The 15,133-nt window shown below is 68.1% G+C and carries 14 protein-coding genes and 1 pseudogene; 3 read left to right on the top strand and 12 right to left on the bottom strand.

The features are described 5' to 3' along the window. Position 1 precedes the first annotated feature (1 nt). The 5 genes from ACX5I6_RS15545 to ACX5I6_RS15565 all read right to left on the bottom strand — a co-directional run bounded on the left by ACX5I6_RS15545 (position 2) and on the right by ACX5I6_RS15565 (position 3,595). On the bottom strand, positions 2-568 hold the full coding sequence (locus ACX5I6_RS15545; RefSeq protein WP_461841050.1) for a dihydrofolate reductase family protein: 567 nt from the start codon (positions 566-568) through the stop codon (positions 2-4). 61 nt (positions 569-629) lie between these two features. Then, positions 630-851, bottom strand: a complete 222-nt coding sequence (locus ACX5I6_RS15550; protein ID WP_461841051.1) for a hypothetical protein — start codon at positions 849-851, stop codon at positions 630-632. Further along, complete coding sequence (locus tag ACX5I6_RS15555; RefSeq protein WP_461841052.1) at positions 848-2,101, bottom strand: inorganic phosphate transporter; 1,254 nt, start codon at positions 2,099-2,101, stop codon at positions 848-850. The genes ACX5I6_RS15550 and ACX5I6_RS15555 overlap by 4 nt, the downstream gene beginning before the upstream one ends. 254 nt (positions 2,102-2,355) lie before the next feature. After that, positions 2,356-3,030, bottom strand: coding sequence for a hypothetical protein (locus tag ACX5I6_RS15560; RefSeq protein ID WP_461841731.1), 675 nt, complete (start codon positions 3,028-3,030; stop codon positions 2,356-2,358). Positions 3,031-3,163: 133 nt separating this feature from the next. Then, complete coding sequence (locus ACX5I6_RS15565) at positions 3,164-3,595, bottom strand: VOC family protein (RefSeq protein ID WP_461841053.1); 432 nt, start codon at positions 3,593-3,595, stop codon at positions 3,164-3,166. 172 nt (positions 3,596-3,767) lie between these two features. Here ACX5I6_RS15565 and ACX5I6_RS15570 point away from each other — a divergent pair, with 172 nt between their 5' ends. Beyond that, entirely contained in the window at positions 3,768-4,388 is a 621-nt protein-coding gene (locus ACX5I6_RS15570) for an L-threonylcarbamoyladenylate synthase (protein WP_133831507.1), read from the top strand. A 105-nt stretch (positions 4,389-4,493) separates the two neighbouring features. On the opposite strand, the gene ligD is transcribed toward ACX5I6_RS15570, so the two are convergent. Next, on the bottom strand, positions 4,494-5,531 hold the full coding sequence (ligD, locus tag ACX5I6_RS15575; RefSeq protein WP_461841054.1) for a non-homologous end-joining DNA ligase: 1,038 nt from the start codon (positions 5,529-5,531) through the stop codon (positions 4,494-4,496). A gap of 68 nt (positions 5,532-5,599) precedes the next feature. Here ligD and ACX5I6_RS15580 point away from each other — a divergent pair, with 68 nt between their 5' ends. Further along, positions 5,600-6,277, top strand: a complete 678-nt coding sequence (locus ACX5I6_RS15580) for an alpha/beta hydrolase family protein (protein WP_461841055.1) — start codon at positions 5,600-5,602, stop codon at positions 6,275-6,277. A gap of 56 nt (positions 6,278-6,333) precedes the next feature. Here ACX5I6_RS15580 and hrpB read toward each other — a convergent pair. From hrpB to ribA, 6 genes and pseudogenes are all read right to left on the bottom strand, one after another. After that, positions 6,334-8,935, bottom strand: a pseudogene (gene hrpB / locus ACX5I6_RS15585) (ATP-dependent helicase HrpB). Positions 8,936-8,978: 43 nt separating this feature from the next. Further along, the gene (locus ACX5I6_RS15590) at positions 8,979-9,560 is read right to left on the bottom strand and encodes a hypothetical protein (protein WP_461841056.1); all 582 of its coding nucleotides are present in this window, start codon (positions 9,558-9,560) and stop codon (positions 8,979-8,981) included. Next, positions 9,550-9,852 (bottom strand): hypothetical protein, encoded by a 303-nt coding sequence (locus tag ACX5I6_RS15595; protein WP_461841057.1) that lies wholly within the window; start codon positions 9,850-9,852, stop codon positions 9,550-9,552. Before ACX5I6_RS15595 ends, ACX5I6_RS15590 begins: the two co-directional genes overlap by 11 nt. A gap of 132 nt (positions 9,853-9,984) precedes the next feature. After that, positions 9,985-10,500, bottom strand: a complete 516-nt coding sequence (locus tag ACX5I6_RS15600; RefSeq protein WP_461841058.1) for a flavin reductase family protein — start codon at positions 10,498-10,500, stop codon at positions 9,985-9,987. Between the two features lie 210 nt (positions 10,501-10,710). Continuing rightward, positions 10,711-11,649: a 5'-3' exonuclease gene (locus ACX5I6_RS15605; protein WP_461841059.1), complete on the bottom strand. Its 939-nt coding sequence runs from the start codon at positions 11,647-11,649 to the stop codon at positions 10,711-10,713. A 60-nt stretch (positions 11,650-11,709) separates the two neighbouring features. Further along, complete coding sequence (gene ribA, locus ACX5I6_RS15610; RefSeq protein ID WP_461841060.1) at positions 11,710-13,566, bottom strand: GTP cyclohydrolase II RibA; 1,857 nt, start codon at positions 13,564-13,566, stop codon at positions 11,710-11,712. Positions 13,567-13,831: 265 nt separating this feature from the next. Here ribA and ACX5I6_RS15615 point away from each other — a divergent pair, with 265 nt between their 5' ends. Continuing rightward, the gene (locus ACX5I6_RS15615; RefSeq protein WP_461841732.1) at positions 13,832-15,124 is read left to right on the top strand and encodes a BNR-4 repeat-containing protein; all 1,293 of its coding nucleotides are present in this window, start codon (positions 13,832-13,834) and stop codon (positions 15,122-15,124) included. Positions 15,125-15,133: the final 9 nt, after the last annotated feature.

The following is a 15,133-nucleotide window of genomic DNA, read 5'->3' on the forward strand; positions in this document are numbered from 1 at the left end:
ATCAGGCAGCGCCAGGCCGTGTTGTTCCCGCGGCCAGCAGGTAGCGCAACTCAACGATCCCACTGCCCAAGGTGCGGGAGGCGGCCAGTTCAAGTGGCGCCGTCGGCCCCTTGAGTGGCAGCAGCCGCTTTCCCTCCCCCAGCACTACCGGAATCAGGGAGAGGATGATCTCATCCAGCAGCCCGGCGTCCGCAAACTGGGCGGCCAGGTTCCCGCCGCCCACCACCCAGATGTTCCGCCCTTGCGCTGCATCCCGGAAGTCAGCGATGAATTCGGCCACGTCGCCGCGGACGAACGTGACATCGGCGCCGTCGGGGACCGGGTACTCGTGGTGCGTGAAAACATACGCCGGAGTGCCCGCGTACGGCCAGGTGCTGGCGTCGTGCTCCTGCAGCCAGGCGTACGTCTCCCCGCCCATGACGATGCACCCCACCCCGGCCATGAAAGCGTCGTAGCTTTCCGCCCCGCCCTCGAAGCCGTCGAACTGCAGGAGCCAGCCGAGGTCGTCCGTGGGGGTGGCGATGAATCCGTCCAGGGACGCGGCTACGAAGTACTGGATGCGCGGCATGGGCCCAGCCTAGCCAGCCCCGGCGGCGCTGCCCATGATCGGGCCCGGCCGGAAGGACCCGCTACTTGGTGAAGTACGGGATGATCAGGTACAGCCCGAAGAGCACGGCCACGCCACACAGGGCGAAGCACAGGTAGGCCACCGAACGCTTGATCCCCGGGGACGGTTGCTGGGCGTCGGCGGCGATTGCCGTAAACCTGACGCCGAGCGAGTAAAGCGTAACCACCAGTGCGGCGGAAATGAGCGTGGTGCCTGCGACGGTCAGGAGTTCCAACCACTTCATCGCTGATTCTCCTTCGGGGTGTTGGCAGCAGCGTCAGCGTCAGCCTTGGCCTGTTCCTTCTCTTTGGCCCGGGCACGTGCCAGGGCCTTTTTCTTGGCGAAGCGGACCGCCTGGCCGGCTTCCTCGACCTCGACCGCGTTTTGGTGGCCTACAGAGGACTTGCGCGAGTAGAAGAACATGAACAGCACCGCGGCGCTGCCTGCCACGGCGGCGATCAGCACGCCAACCGGGCCGGTCGTGACCAGCAGTGCGGTCAGGGCGCCGACAATTCCCGCTGCCGGCAGGGTGAAGAGCCAGCCGAGGGCGATCTTGCCCACCATGTTCCAGCGGACGGTGGTTCCGCGGCGTCCCATTCCGGAGCCGATGACCGATCCGGACGCCACCTGGGTGGTGGACAGGGCGAAACCAAGGTGGGAGGAGGCAAGGATCGCGGCGGCGGTGCTGGTCTCGGCGGCGAAGCCCTGCGCGGGCTTGACCTCCGTCAGGCCGGAGCCCATGGTGCGGATAATGCGCCAGCCGCCGGCGTAGGTACCGATCGCAATGGCCAGTGCGCAAGCCGTGATCACCCAGAGCTGCGGGCCCGAACCAGGGGCCTGGCTGCCCGCGGCGATCAGCACCAGGGTGATGATGCCCATGGTCTTCTGGGCATCATTGGTGCCGTGGGCAAGGGCCACCAGGCTGGACGTGAAGATCTGGCCCGTCCGGAAACCGCCGCGCTTCTGGGTGAGCTTGCTGCCGGTCTCGGGATCATGGCGGGCGGTGAGCGCATAGGCAAGCCGGGTGCAGACATAGGCTGCGAGGCCGGCGATGACCGGGGCGAAGACAGCCGGGAGGATGACCTTCTGGAGCAGGCTCTCGAAGTTGACGGAACTGAATCCTGCACCAACCACAGCGGCGCCGATCAGGCCGCCGAAGAGTGCGTGCGATGAGCTGGAGGGAAGGCCCTTGAGCCACGTGACCATATTCCAGAGGACCGCGCCCATCAGGCCGGCGAAGATGATCTCCGGGGTAATCTGCACGCCACCGGATCCTTCGCGGATGATTCCACCCGACACCGTCTTGGCCACTTCAGTGGACAGGAAAGCGCCCACCAGGTTCAGGACGGCCGCCAGGGCCACCGCTGTCCGTGGCTTGATGGCGCCCGTCGCGATGGGTGTGGCCATGGCGTTCGCGGTGTCGTGGAAGCCGTTCGTGAAGTCGAAAAATAGTGCCAGTGCTATGACCAGCGCCACCATGAAGGTGATATCCACCTGTTGCCCAATCTGCAGAGTCGACGTTCAGCAGTTTCCCCTACCAGGCTGCCTTGCACAGCATAGTTCACCAGCTGTTTGCGTGGAATGACTTGCGGTGGGGGCCGGAACCGGCGGGAAACCTTATCGATCGTACGCGTCCCCGGCAGGAGGACAAAACAGTGGCCGGTACCGCCAGCGGGTGGCCGCCGGCGCCGGTCCGCCCCGTTTCCAGGCCATCGCGGCCGGGACCGGGGCGGTGCCCTGCCGCGGCTTCAGCCCTGGTGGAACTGCGCGGTACGGGGCGGCGCATCCAGTTCTGGAGCGATTTTTTCCTCGATCGCGGCGACGGTTATATCGGGCAGGACAATCAGGCCGTCCAGTTCGCGGCGGGCCCGTTTGTAGGCGGCCTGGCGTTCGGCGGGCGTGGCGGCCTGGTTTTCCGCGATCATCAGGAGTTTCCGTGCTGTAGCCAGCCGTTCGCGCTCGGGACCGCTGAACCTGCTGTCCCTGATCCGCTTTGCTTCCCGTTCCGCGACGTCGAGGGCCACCGCAAAGTTGTTGACGGCCTGCCGGTACGACTCGAGTCCGGTCACTGAAGTCAGGTCCGCGGCAGATACCGGCCGCTTGCCGTCTGCTTCCCGTTTGGCCCGCAGGAAGGCGACCGTGAGAGGCTCACGGACGTCAGTCATGAGCGGAAAGTCGATGAGCTTGCCAACATCGAGTTCGTAGTCGAGCCAACGTTTGTTGGTGGCGTCATGGGCAGCCATCAGGGCCTGCACCTCTGCCAGGGAGGCCCTCTCCGCTTCACGTGCCTGGTTCTTCAGGTTGTACAGTTCAACCCGGCGCCGGTGGCGCCGTTCTGCGGCACGCCGCCAGCCGCCGGCCCAGCGGCCGGCGAACGCCATCAGCGGGAAGACCAGCCACCATTTATCGGAAAGAAATTCCATGAGGGAACTCACCCCTCCATCCTCGCAGGACGAAGGGTCCGCCTCAAGGAGCGGGCGGGGTGGATTCGCCCGGGCCGCGGCGGGGAACTGCAGTGGCCAGCCGTTCCCCGCCACCTTGGCCCGGGCGTTGCGGTCAGGGAGCCTGCGTGGCTTGCGCGCCGTTGACGTTGACCAGCCAGGACGTGCCGAAGCGGTCGACGCACATGCCGAAGACGTCGCCCCACGGTGCTTTTTCCATGGGGACGGTGACCGCGCCGCCCTCACCGCTGAGCTTTTCGTAGTAGCCCCGGAGCTCAGCTTCGTCGTCGCCGCTGAGGGAAACCGAGATCGATGAACCCGGGTGGTATTCCATGCTGTTGGGGGTATCGGCGCCCATGAGGACCAGCCCCTGCGTGGTGGTGAGCATGCCGTGCATGATCTTCTCGGCTTCGGCAGGATCGTCGCTGGCCTGGAAGTCGGCGAATGTGCTCAGTGTCAGTTCGCCGCCAAAGACGGACTGGTAGAAGTTCATTGCCTCACGGGCGTTGTCCCGGAAGCTCAGGTAGGGGTTGAGGATGGTGGGCATTGCGGGTTCTCCTTCACATGGCCGGAACGGTGCACACACCATCCTGCCCGATCCCGCGCCGGCCCGGTAGGGGATGTCTCCCCTGTTCATCCCGTGTTTGCGCGGCCAAAAAGGCAGCGCCATCGTATCCGGGTGATGGTGCCGTGCGGCCCCGGGAACGTAGGCTCGGGTGATGGCCAGATTCTTTGATGTTCACCCGCACGACCCGCAGCCGCGCGCCATTGCGCAGGCAGTCAAAATCATTCGCGACGGCGGCCTGATCGCCTACCCCACGGACTCCTGCTATGCCTTGGGAGCCCAGATGGGCAACAAGGATGCTCTGGACCGGATCCGAAGCATCCGCCATCTGGATGACAAACACCATTTCACCCTCGTGTGCCGGGACTTCGCCCAGCTGGGACAGTTCGTGAACATCGGAAACGATGTCTTCCGCAGCATCAAGGCCGTCACTCCGGGCAGTTACACGTTCATCCTTCCTGCCACAAAGGAGGTTCCGAAGCGCCTGCTCCACCCGAAGAAGAAAACAGTGGGGGTGCGCATTCCGGACAACCGGGTGGTCCAGGCATTGCTCGCCGAGCTCGGTGAGCCGTTGCTCTCGAGCACGCTCCTGCTGCCGGATGAGGACGAACCGCTGACCGTGGGTTGGGAAATCAAGGAGCGGCTGGACCACCAGGTGGACGCGGTGATCGACGCCGGAGACTGCGGTGCTGAACCCACCACAGTGGTCGATTTCTCCAGCGGGGTGGCTGAGGTTGTCCGGCGCGGCATGGGCGACCCGTCCCGTTTCGAATAGCCTCGACGCACCTGCGGTCCCAGTGCACTTTGGCTGCGCCGCCGTCGTAATTTCCGACGACGGCCGGTGCGTCCGTGCCAACGTGCCCTGTTGTGGCGGGCCGGGTCAGTCGTTGCTGGCGTCGGTCGGCTTTTTTGCCCGGCTGGGCTGCACCCTGGGCGGTTCGCCAGGCATCTTGGGGTAGTCCGGAGGGAAGGGCATCTCCCCGAGGCCGTCCGTGCAGTCCCGGTCCCACCATTCCAGGAGCGTGTCGATGGTGCCGGGCGCGGCGTTGAAGTTAGCCCAGGGGTCTCCCACCGTCTTCAAGCGTTCCGGAACTGTCAGGATGGTGAAGCTCTTTGGATCCGCGTTTTCCAGTTCCGCCCAGGTGATGGGACAGGACACGGGGGCGTGCGGGAGGGCCCTCGGGCTGTAGGCGCCGGCGATGGTGCGGTCACGGTTGGCCTGGTTGAAGTCCAGGAACACCCGGCGGCCGCGTTCTTCCTTCCACCAGGCAGTGGTCACCTTGTCCGGGATCCGGCGCTCCACCTCCCGGGCAGCGGCGATGACGGCGTGCCGGACATCAAGGAACTCGCGGGTTGGTTCGATGGGAGCGTAAACGTGCAGGCCGCGGTTTCCGGAGGTCTTGACGAAGCCTGTGAGGCCCGCCTCTGTAAGGACGTCCTTGAGGACCAGGGCGGCGGGGACGGCGTCGCCGAAATCTGTTCCGGGCTGCGGGTCGAGGTCGATGCGAAGCTGGTCCGGGTTGTCGGTGTTTTCCGCCCGGGACGGCCAGGGGTGGAAGACCACGGTGTTCATCTGGACGGCCCAGACGGCAGCTGCCGGTTCGTCAAGGACCAGTTGGGGATGGGACCTGGCGCTGGGGTACACCACCTTGACGGACCGGACGAAGTCCGGCGTGCCTTTTGGCGGGTTTTTGGAGAAGAACATCTCGCCGTCGATGTTGTCCGAGTACCGCTGGAGGGACACGGGCCGGTCCCCGTTGGCGGCAATGAATGCCTCCCCCACCTCGCAGATATACCTGGCGAGGTCCAGCTTGGTCAGGCCCAGGTCCGGCCAGAGGACGCGGCTGGGGCTGGAGATGCGCATGTCGCGCTCGCCGTTGGGACCTTTGACAGTGATGGTGGTCTGTTCGCTCGCCATGGGGACAACGTACACCCGGCCGCCGGCACACACCGGCATATGCGGCTGCCCTCAGGCATGATGGACCCATGCACCACCAAGACCACCAGCTCGTCATCGCTGCAGGTGACGCCACGTTTTCGGCCATTTACAAGCGCCCGGACCAGCCCACCGCAACAGTGGTGGTGGCGCACGGCGCAGGAGCCGGAATGGACCATCCGTTCCTGCGCGGTTTCACGGACGCCCTGAACGGCCTGGGACTGGCCACCCTGCGCTTCAATTTTCCGTACCGGGAGGCAGGGCGGAAGTTCCCCGACCGCCCTCCGGCTGCCATCGCCGCCTGGCGGGCCGCCATGGACGCAGCCCGCGCCAAGGCGGAGGCCCACGGTGACAGCGGCCCCGTCTGGGCGGCGGGCAAGTCGTTCGGCGGCAGGATGGCATCAATGGCCGTGGCCGAGGGCATGGAAGCCCAAGGCCTGGTGTACCTCGGCTACCCGCTGCATGCCCCCGGCAAGCCGGAGAAACTCCGGGATGAGCACCAGTACGGGATCACGGTGCCGATGCTGTTCCTGCAGGGAACGCGCGACACGTTTGCCACGCCCCACATTTTGACGGACGTCGTGGCCCGGATCGGCTCCAACGCGGTCTTGCAGTGGGTGGAGGGCGGTGACCACTCCTTTGCCGTGGCGGGAAACAAGCGTCCCGCCGATCAGGTGGGTGCATCGCTGGCGCTTCCCGTGGCGGAGTTCATCGCCGCACACACCTAGGACGCCAACCGGCGCCCACGTAGGCCGCGGCCGCTGTGCGCCGCTCCTGACCGGCCCTATGTGCGTGGCTTGGCGCGTGCAGTCGCCGGGGCTGACCAGGGATCCTCCGGCCAGGGGTGCTTGGGGTAGCGGCCGCGCATTTCGGTGCGCACCTGGGCGTACGGGCCGGACCAGAAAGAGGTCAGGTCGTCCGTGACGGCCAGGGGGCGGCGTGCCGGGGACAGCAGGTGGAAGAGCACCGGCACCCGGCCGCCGGCCAGCCTCGGTGATTCAGCCAGCCCGAAGCATTCCTGGAGTTTCACTGCCACCACCGGCGCCGCGCCGTCGTCACCCGGCTCCGGATATTCGATCCGGATCCGCGAACCACTGGGCACTTCAAGCGATTCCGGAGCGAGTTCGTCAAGCCTGGCTGCCTCGGGCCAGGGAAGGAGCCCGCGCAGCGCCCCGGCCAGGTCAAGGGAATCCAGCGGCGCCCCCGCTGCGAGGGCTTCCAACCCGGTTCCCAGCCACTCTTCCAGCCGGCCCTGGAGGGCAGTATCCGAGACATCGGGCCACGGCTCCCCTACCTGGCGGCGCAGGAAGGCGAGCCGGCTCCGGAAGGAGGCCGCCGCCGTCGGCCAGGAAAGCGCTGCCAGCCCGCCCGACTGGAAAGCGTCTGCCACGGCGGCCCTGGCCTGGGCGGCCGTGGGACGCACCGGTGTCGAGGCAAGCACGACCGCCCCCAGCCGCCTGGTCTTGCGGGCCGTCAGCCGCCCTCCGCTGAAACGCGTGTCCACGGTTTCCGCCAGCAGGTGCGCGGCCGCAGTTTCGGCCGTGGTGGCAGACAAGGGTGCTGCGGCGCGGATGACGGCACCGGTTCCGGCCGCATCCCGCCCGCCGGCCCGTGAAACGTCGGCCACGGCCAGCCATTCGTGGTCTGAGAGGGTACTGCCTCCGGGGAGCCCCGCCCGGGTGCCCGACGTGAACAAGTACTGCCCCGACCCCTCGCTACCGGGGACGCGGCGTGCCACGCGGTCGGGATAGGCGAGGGCGACGACGGCACCCACAGCTTCGCCCGGGCCGGGCAACGACGGGGGAACCGTGGCATGGCGGTCCAGCCGCCGGCGGGCCAGGGACGCAAGGCGCTTGGTTTCATCCGCCCAGCGCCGGCCGGCAGGCCCCGGATCTGCCCGCAGCTGGGACAGGAGCCGGGGCAGGTCGGCTCCGGGCGCGCGGTGGTCCCCGGAGAGTGCAGCCACCACCCCGGCGGCCAGCCGGGTCCCGGCGGACGCGGCACCTTCAAGCAACGCCCGGGCGAGCCGGGGGTCGGCGGGTATGGCCGCGAGGCGCCGGCCCTCGGCCGTTACGTGGCCGTCGTCGGTAATGGCGCCGAGCTCCCGCAGGACCTCGACGGCCTCACCCATGGCTTGGCGGGGCGGCGCGTCCAGCAGGGGCAGGCCCTCCCCGCCGGGCGATCCCCAGCAGGCCAGGGTCAACGCCGCGCTGGTCAGGTCCGCCACGTTGATCTCCGGTGTGACGTGCGCCGGCGCGGCACCGTAGGCCTGCTGGCTGTAACAGCGGACCACGGTGCCCGGGCCCTGCCGGGCGGCGCGTCCTGCTCGTTGCTCAGCGGATGCCCGGGAACAGGAAACGGTGACAAGCCCGCTCATTCCGCGGCCCGCATCGCGCCTGGGCTCCCGGGCCAGGCCGGAATCGATGACCAACCGCACTCCGGGCACGGTCAGTGACGATTCGGCAAGGTCCGTGGAGACGACAATCCGTGGGCCGTCCCCGGGGTGCCGTCCGGACACCGCCCGGTCCTGTTCGGCCGCACCAATTTGCCCGTGCAGTTCCAGGACATCCACGCTGCTGCCCAGCCTGCCGCGCAGGGCCGCGGCCACGTGCGAGACCTCCCGGGCTCCCGGAACGAAGACCAGGGCGTCCACGGAGCTTGTCTGCCGCAGCGTGGGCCTCCGCAGCCGTGGCGGCCAATTCGTCAAGGAAGGCGCGCGTCACTCCCCCGGCGTCAAGGCGCGGCGCTTGTGCCGGCAGCCACTGCACCTCGAGCGGGTAATGCACCGCCGGGCAGTCCACCACGGGGACCGGGCGGCCGGATGTGCCCAGCAGCGCAGCGAACCGGGGTGCGTCGAGGGTGGCTGACATGGCGACGACGGCAAGGTCCCCGCGAAGCTCGCGGACCTCGGCGAGCATCCCGACGAGGAGGTCAGTTTCGAGGCCGCGTTCATGCACCTCGTCCAAAACGACGGCGGCCGTCCCGTCCAGGCCCGGGTCCGCCAGAAGGCGGCGCAGGAGGATGCCGGGGGTAACGAACTCAATCCGGGTGTCCGGGCCTGCCCGGCGTTCACCGCGGACCGTGTACCCCACCCGCCCGGCAGCCGGGCTGCCGTCCAGCTCCGAGAGCCGCCGGGCTGCTGCGCGTGCCGCGACGCGCCGCGGCTGGGTGACGACGACGCGGCCCGACCGGCCTGCGAGGTTGGCCAGCAGGGGCGGCACGAGGGTGGTCTTTCCGGTTCCCGGCGGGGCCTGCACCACTGCGGCAGCATCGGGGCCGGTTTCCAGTGCCTGCCGCAGCCGGGGAATTGAGGCCCCGAAGGCAAGCCCGGCGCCGATGGCACGGAGGTCAAAGCCGTCGTCGGGGTGGCCGCCAGGAGGAATCATCCATCTATTCTCCCTTGACCGGGACAGGTTCCGTGGCCCCCGGTCAGGGCTTGCCTGGGCCTTTGGCCTTGCCCTTGGCTTCCTTCGCCGTGTTCGAACGCCCCGCGCCCGGTGGATCGGCGGCGGGCACCGGTTCCGGCGCCACGGCGGCCACGGCCGGTTCAGCCGGAGCGCTTCCAGTGTCACCCGGCGCCCCGGAGAGGCCGCCGTCGGCCGGATCAGCCTGTGGTGCCTCGGCGGGCGCAACTGCCGCCACGTGCGCTGCGATGTCTGCCCGGACCGAGGCCAGTGCGCTTTCGATCCCGTTGTACCGCTCGGGTGAAAGCCGCCCGTCCGCTGCCGCCTCGCCCAGGTCCTTCTCCAGTGCCGCAAGCGCTGACAAGGCGCCGTCCATCCTGTTTTCGGCCGCCGCCTGGCTGATGCCCAGCACCCGAACCTGGAAGCCCCGCAGCAGGCCCTGGTCGGTGCGCCCGGGGCCAACGGCAGCGGCGCCGGCAACCAGTGAGGCTGCGACGGCAATGCACACGAGGATCAGGGCACGCGTTCCGCGGCGCCGCAGGCTGCCACGGGTGCCGGGCGCTGTTACACGGTCATTGTCCGTGTCGCGTCCGGCTTCAGGCCGCATGCCGGCCACGGAGCGGGACGACGGAGGGTGCGCGCAGGGGCAGCACGGTAACGGTGGCGGGGTCCGCGGGCTCCTGGGCTGCCGGCGTCCTCCGCGAACCGAAAGTCGACCGCGCCAAGATATGGCGGACAGCGGTGCGGATCCAGGTGGTGAGGAATAGACCGATCCCCATCCCGAGGAGCACGTGTCCTGCAACGTAACGTTGCCCGGCTCCCGGACCCCCTTCGGCTGCCATCGCCACGCCGCCGACGGTCAACATCATTGACAGGGCCGTTCCTGAGATAACGCCCATGGCTCCTGCTCCATCCCATTTAGTCAGCACGCTTACTGGTATTGCTCAGCAAGCTTACTACTTGGCGGGACTGATTCAAGAGCCCGGAGGGTAAAGGGCGGGACGGTGGGCTGGCCGAAATACCGGTGCCGGTCAGCCGGCAGCTTCGAGCAGGCGCTCGGCCGGCGAGATCCCCGCGTAGCGTCCCTTGAAGAACAACAGCGGCTCAGCGTCCACCCGGGCATCCAGGTGCCGTACCGCCGCCACCACGATGGTGTGGTCGCCGCCGTCGTATTCCGCGTGCAGTTCGCAGTCGAGCCAAGCCAGGGCGTCATCCAGGACGGGATTGCCCAGGGGTGACGACGTGTGGCTGACGCCGGCGAATTTGTCAGCTCCCGAGCGGGCGAACTGCCCCGCGAGGTGCTGGTGTTCAGCCGGGAGGATGTTGATGGCGAAGGTGCCCGCACTGCGGAGCACGGGCCAGGTGGTGGACGTACGCGCCGGGCTGAACGTGACGAGCGCCGGTTCCAGGGACAGCGACGCGAACGACTGGCAGGTGAAGCCTGCGGGCCCCTGCGGCGTGGAGCTCGTGATTACTGTCAATCCGCTGGCAAAAGTTCCAAAAATGTCCCGAAGCCGGCGGGGAGCAAGATCTGATGTGGCGGTCATAATGTGGCCTCTCGTTTGGATCGTTACCTCACCAAACCATCAGCGGATTGCGCGTTCAAACCGCATGAAATGAGCCGACGCGTACCGCAACGAAATGTCACGGCCGGACACCCTGCGTCATCGAAGCCTCGCTCCTGGCCGTCCAGCGTGACCTGGTTTTACGCAACAAACAGTCATCCCGGATCAGGCGGCCACTGCCGGCGATGTCGGTCAGGCGCGCTGGTCCAGTGCGGCCAGCAGACGGCGGACCGAGCCGCCGAGGTTCCAGTCGGCGGCCGCCTGCTCAAGCTCGGCCCGCCGGCCGCCGGTCACGGGCAGCAGCCGCGCACCCGCCTCGTCGAGGGTGGGCAGCTCCAGGTCGCGGACCAGGCGCACGACGGCGGGGGCGGCTTCCAGGTATTCGGCGGCGGCTTCCAGCCTGGCCCGGACCGGGCCGGATACCCCGCCGCCGGGCTCCGCCGCTGCTGCCAGCAATCCTTCCAGGGTGCCGTACTTCAGGAGCAGGGACGACGCCGTCTTCTCACCGATCCCGGCAACGCCAGGCAGTCCGTCGGAGGCGTCCCCGCGGAGGGTGGCGTAATCGGCGTACTGCTGCGGCAGGACCTTGTATTTGGCCACTACGGTTTCCTCCGTGACCACCTGGAGGTTCTTCATGCCGCGCGCGGTGTAGATCACCCGGACGCCGCGTTCGTCGTCGCATACCTGGAACAAGTCCCGATCTCCCGTGACCACGTCCACCGGGAAGGCGGCGTGGCTGGCGTAGGTGCCCACGACGTCGTCGGCCTCATGGTCTGCGGCCCCCACGATGGCAATGCCGGCGAGCTCAAGGGTCCGGCGGATCATGGGCAATTGGGTCTCGAGGCCCTCGGGGACCACCTCGATGTCGGTTCCGCCCGGTACCGCCCTCGCCACGCGGTGTGCCTTGTACGTGGGGATCAGGTCCACCCGCCACTGGGGCCGCCAGTCGTTGTCCCAGCACGCCACCAGGTGGGTGGCCTGGTAGTCGGTGGTGAGCCGCGCGATCATGTCCAGCAGGCCGCGGACAGCGTTTACCGGCGTACCGTCCGGCCGCCGGATGCTGTCCGGAAGGCCGTAGAAGGCACGAAAGTACAGGGAAGCAGTGTCAAGCAGCATCAGGCGCTGGGGCATACCTGATCCTGACACGGATTTCCCGCCTGCGGCTGCACCGGGCAACCGACGCCGCGCTGCCTAGAAGGACGGCATGGTGAATTCCATGCCCAGCAGGCCGCGGCCCGCCTGCTCCAGGATGGGGTCGAGGCCCAGGGTGGGGTGGCTCAGGAGCACGCCGACGTCGCGCTGGATCCGCTGCAGCGGATGGGACAGGCGGTGGGCACTGGCGCCCGATCCGGCGACGGCTAGCCGGACCGCCTTCTGGGCGGCTTCCGCGCTTAGGGCCAGCGACAGCCGGAACGAGGCCCGCTCCCGCGCGGCAGGCCCACTGGGCGCCGACCCGTCCCCCGGCAGCAGGGACAGTGCCGCCTGCCAGTGCAGTTGGGCGGTGGCCACCAGCCCGGACGCCTTGGCGTAGCGGGTTTGCGCCGGGACATAGTCTGCCTGCCGGGTGATGGTGCCGTTCTTTTCCTTCCGGCGCAGCAGCTGGTCCCGGAACAGCTCCAGGGCATACTCTGCGGAGCCAAGTGCCGCCGCCGGGGCCACCAGGTTGAGCAAGGTTGACATCGGCGCAGAGATCAGTGGTTCGGAGTGGAGCTCTGCGCCGGGATTGTCGGGGCCGCTGAGCACGGCCCAGTCCATGACCCGGTCCGCCGGAACGAAGAGCGAGTCCGCGCGGAGGTCGTTGCTGCCGGTTCCCCTGAGCCCGTCCGTATGCCACGCGTCCACCAGTTCCAGGTCGGTGAGCGGAACCAGCGCCTGCAACCGGATGCCGTCGTGCTGCACCGCCAACAGGACCCATTGCGAGTGCATGATGCCCGAAGCGAAGCTCCAGTGGCCCGAAACCGCATATCCGCCCGGTACCTTCCGCGCCGAACCAACCGGGGCACTGGTTGCGGCGGCGAGCGGCATCACGCCGCCGGAAAAAACGTCGTCCTGCACCTTCCGGGGCCAGCGTGCCAGCATCCAGGCGTGCTCCGCCAGGTGCCCGGCGGTCCAGGCCGTGGAGGCGCAACCCCGTGCGAGGCCCCTGATGGCTTCCCCGTACGTCTGTGCGCCCAGGCCATACCCGCCGACACCCGCGGGCGCCAGGAGACGGAAGATGCCGGCGGCCCCCAGGTCCCGCATCGTCCCCTCCGGGAGCCGGCGCAGCTGCTCGGCCTCCTCCGCCCTGGCGCGCAGGGCGGGGATCAGGGCTTCCACGCGGCCCAGCATGTCCGCGTGACCGGGGGCGCGGCCCGAGCCTTCCGGGGCGGCGCGGACGACGGCGGCCTGGCCGAGCTCCAGCGTATGTCCGGTCCGGTCCCGCTTGGCGGCGAGGTAGCGGGAGTTGGCCTCGGAGAGGTGGACACCGGTGGGGATCTTTTCGGCGGCGGCGATGCCGAGTGCGGCCAGCTGCGAAGCTTTGTCGGGATTGTTGCTCAACAGCCTCACCGACGTGGCGCCCAGGGCATTGAGCATCTGGGCTGCCGCCGTATAGTCGCGTTCATCCTCGCCGTGGCCGAGGGCAAGGTTGGCGTCATAGGTGTCAAGGCCCTGGTCCTGCAGGGCGTAGGCATCTGGTTTGGGGTAAAGGCCAATGCCGCGGCCTTCCTGGCGGAGGTAGAGCAGGAAGCCTCCGGAGGCAGCAATGCGTTCCACGGCTTCCCGGAGCTGCGGTCCGCAGTCGCAGCGCTCGCTGCCAAAGACGTCCCCTGTCATGCATTCGCTGTGCAGCCGGACCAGGGGCGCCGTTGCGCCGCCGAGGAGGGCCTGCTCCCAGTTACCCAGGGCCAGCAGCAGGTGTTCGCGGCCGTCCACCAAGCCATGGAACGTCATGACGACGGCGGTGGTGGCGTAGCCGTCGACGAACCGGAGCGGGACGCTGACCTGGCTGCGGACGGTGGCCGCGGGCAGGGCGGACGAATGCGGTGCGGAATGGGCAATTGCTGTCATTGCGGGCCTCGGCGATCATCATAAATGGTTGAAGATTAAAGTAAGGGTATCCCGCATTAGTTCAAGCTTCAAGCATTGTGTCCGGATAAGTCGGGGCTGCCTGAACGTTCGAATCCGACCGGTTTTGGCCACACCCTTGACCACCGCATCCGGGCGCGCCGATACTTCCATATGGTCCAACCACGCAGCCCATGACGGCTCCGTGGCCGACGCCAGGCGGCGCACCCACGGGTGGAACCCACCCCACAACGAGAGCAGGATTCCGATGCCCGGCATGCAGACCACCATCAATGACAACGGCGCATGGTGCTGGTTCCAGGACGAGCGCGCCCTGGTGGACCCGGCCAACAACACGCTGCTGGTGGGCTCCGTGGCAGCCCCCGGGGGCGCCGGGGGCGACAGGCGGGGCGGAAACATCGAGGTTGCCGTACTTGACCTTGCTACCGGTGACAGCCAGGTCCACGTTGTCCACACAAGGCTGGAGCCGGACGACCACAACGCCCCGGCGCTCCTGATCAGGCCCGATGGCCGCTACCTGGCGATGTATGCCAAACACAAAACGGACAACTACTCCCGCTGGCGGATCTCCACCCGGCCACATGACGCCTCCGAATGGGGCCCGGAGGAACACTTCGACTGGACGGAGCTGGCCGGCGGCCGCGGCGCGACCTACTCGAACCTGCACCGGCTCGCTGCCGAGTCCCGGGTGTACAACTTTGTCCGTGCCATCAACGACGACCCCAGCCTTCTGGTGTCAGGAGATGACGGCACCACATGGCGATTCGGCGGAAAACTCTTCACCCGCCCCAAGATCGGCTACGTCAACGGCTACACCCGATACTGCGGAAACGGGACGGACCGCATTGACCTCATCACCACCGACCACCACCCGCGGGACTTCAACAACAGCATCTACCACGGCTACATCCGCGACGACGCCCTGCACGACGCCCGGGGCCAGGTGGTCAGCAAGCCGCTGATCGGCTCGCCGGGGATCAACCAGGCTGCACTGACCACAGTGTTCGCGGCGGGAACGGACATTGACGGCGACATCCTTACCCACGGCTGGACCGTGGACCTGCGCCGCCAGGGGCAGGACCTGGCCGCCATCATCAGCTGCCGCGCCAACGACGTCAACGGCCCGCTGCAGCAGGAGCAGCCGCTCGACGTCGATGATCACCGGCTGCTGTACGCCCGGTTCGACGGGAGGCAGTGGAACCTGCACCCGCTGGCGGCCGCCGGCCCGGCCCTGCTGCCGCACGAGCAGGACTATACGGGCCTGGGCGCGGTGGACCCGCATGACCTCAACCAGGTGTACATCTCCACTCCCATCGACCCGCGGACCGGGCAGGCCACCGGCCACTACGAGATCTACCGGGGCAGGACGCGGGACGGCGGTGCCACCTTTGGCTGGGAAGCGGTCACAGAAGGCTCCGCAGTGGACAACCTCCGGCCTATGGTGCCGCCCGGGGATCCCTCCACCCACGCTGTCTGCTGGTTCCGCGGCAGCATGACCTCGTCCCAGGACTATGCGACAGACGTGGTGGTCCTGCATTGATGCCGGGCG

It is taken from the genome of Arthrobacter sp. MMS24-T111 (genome assembly GCF_054888995.1).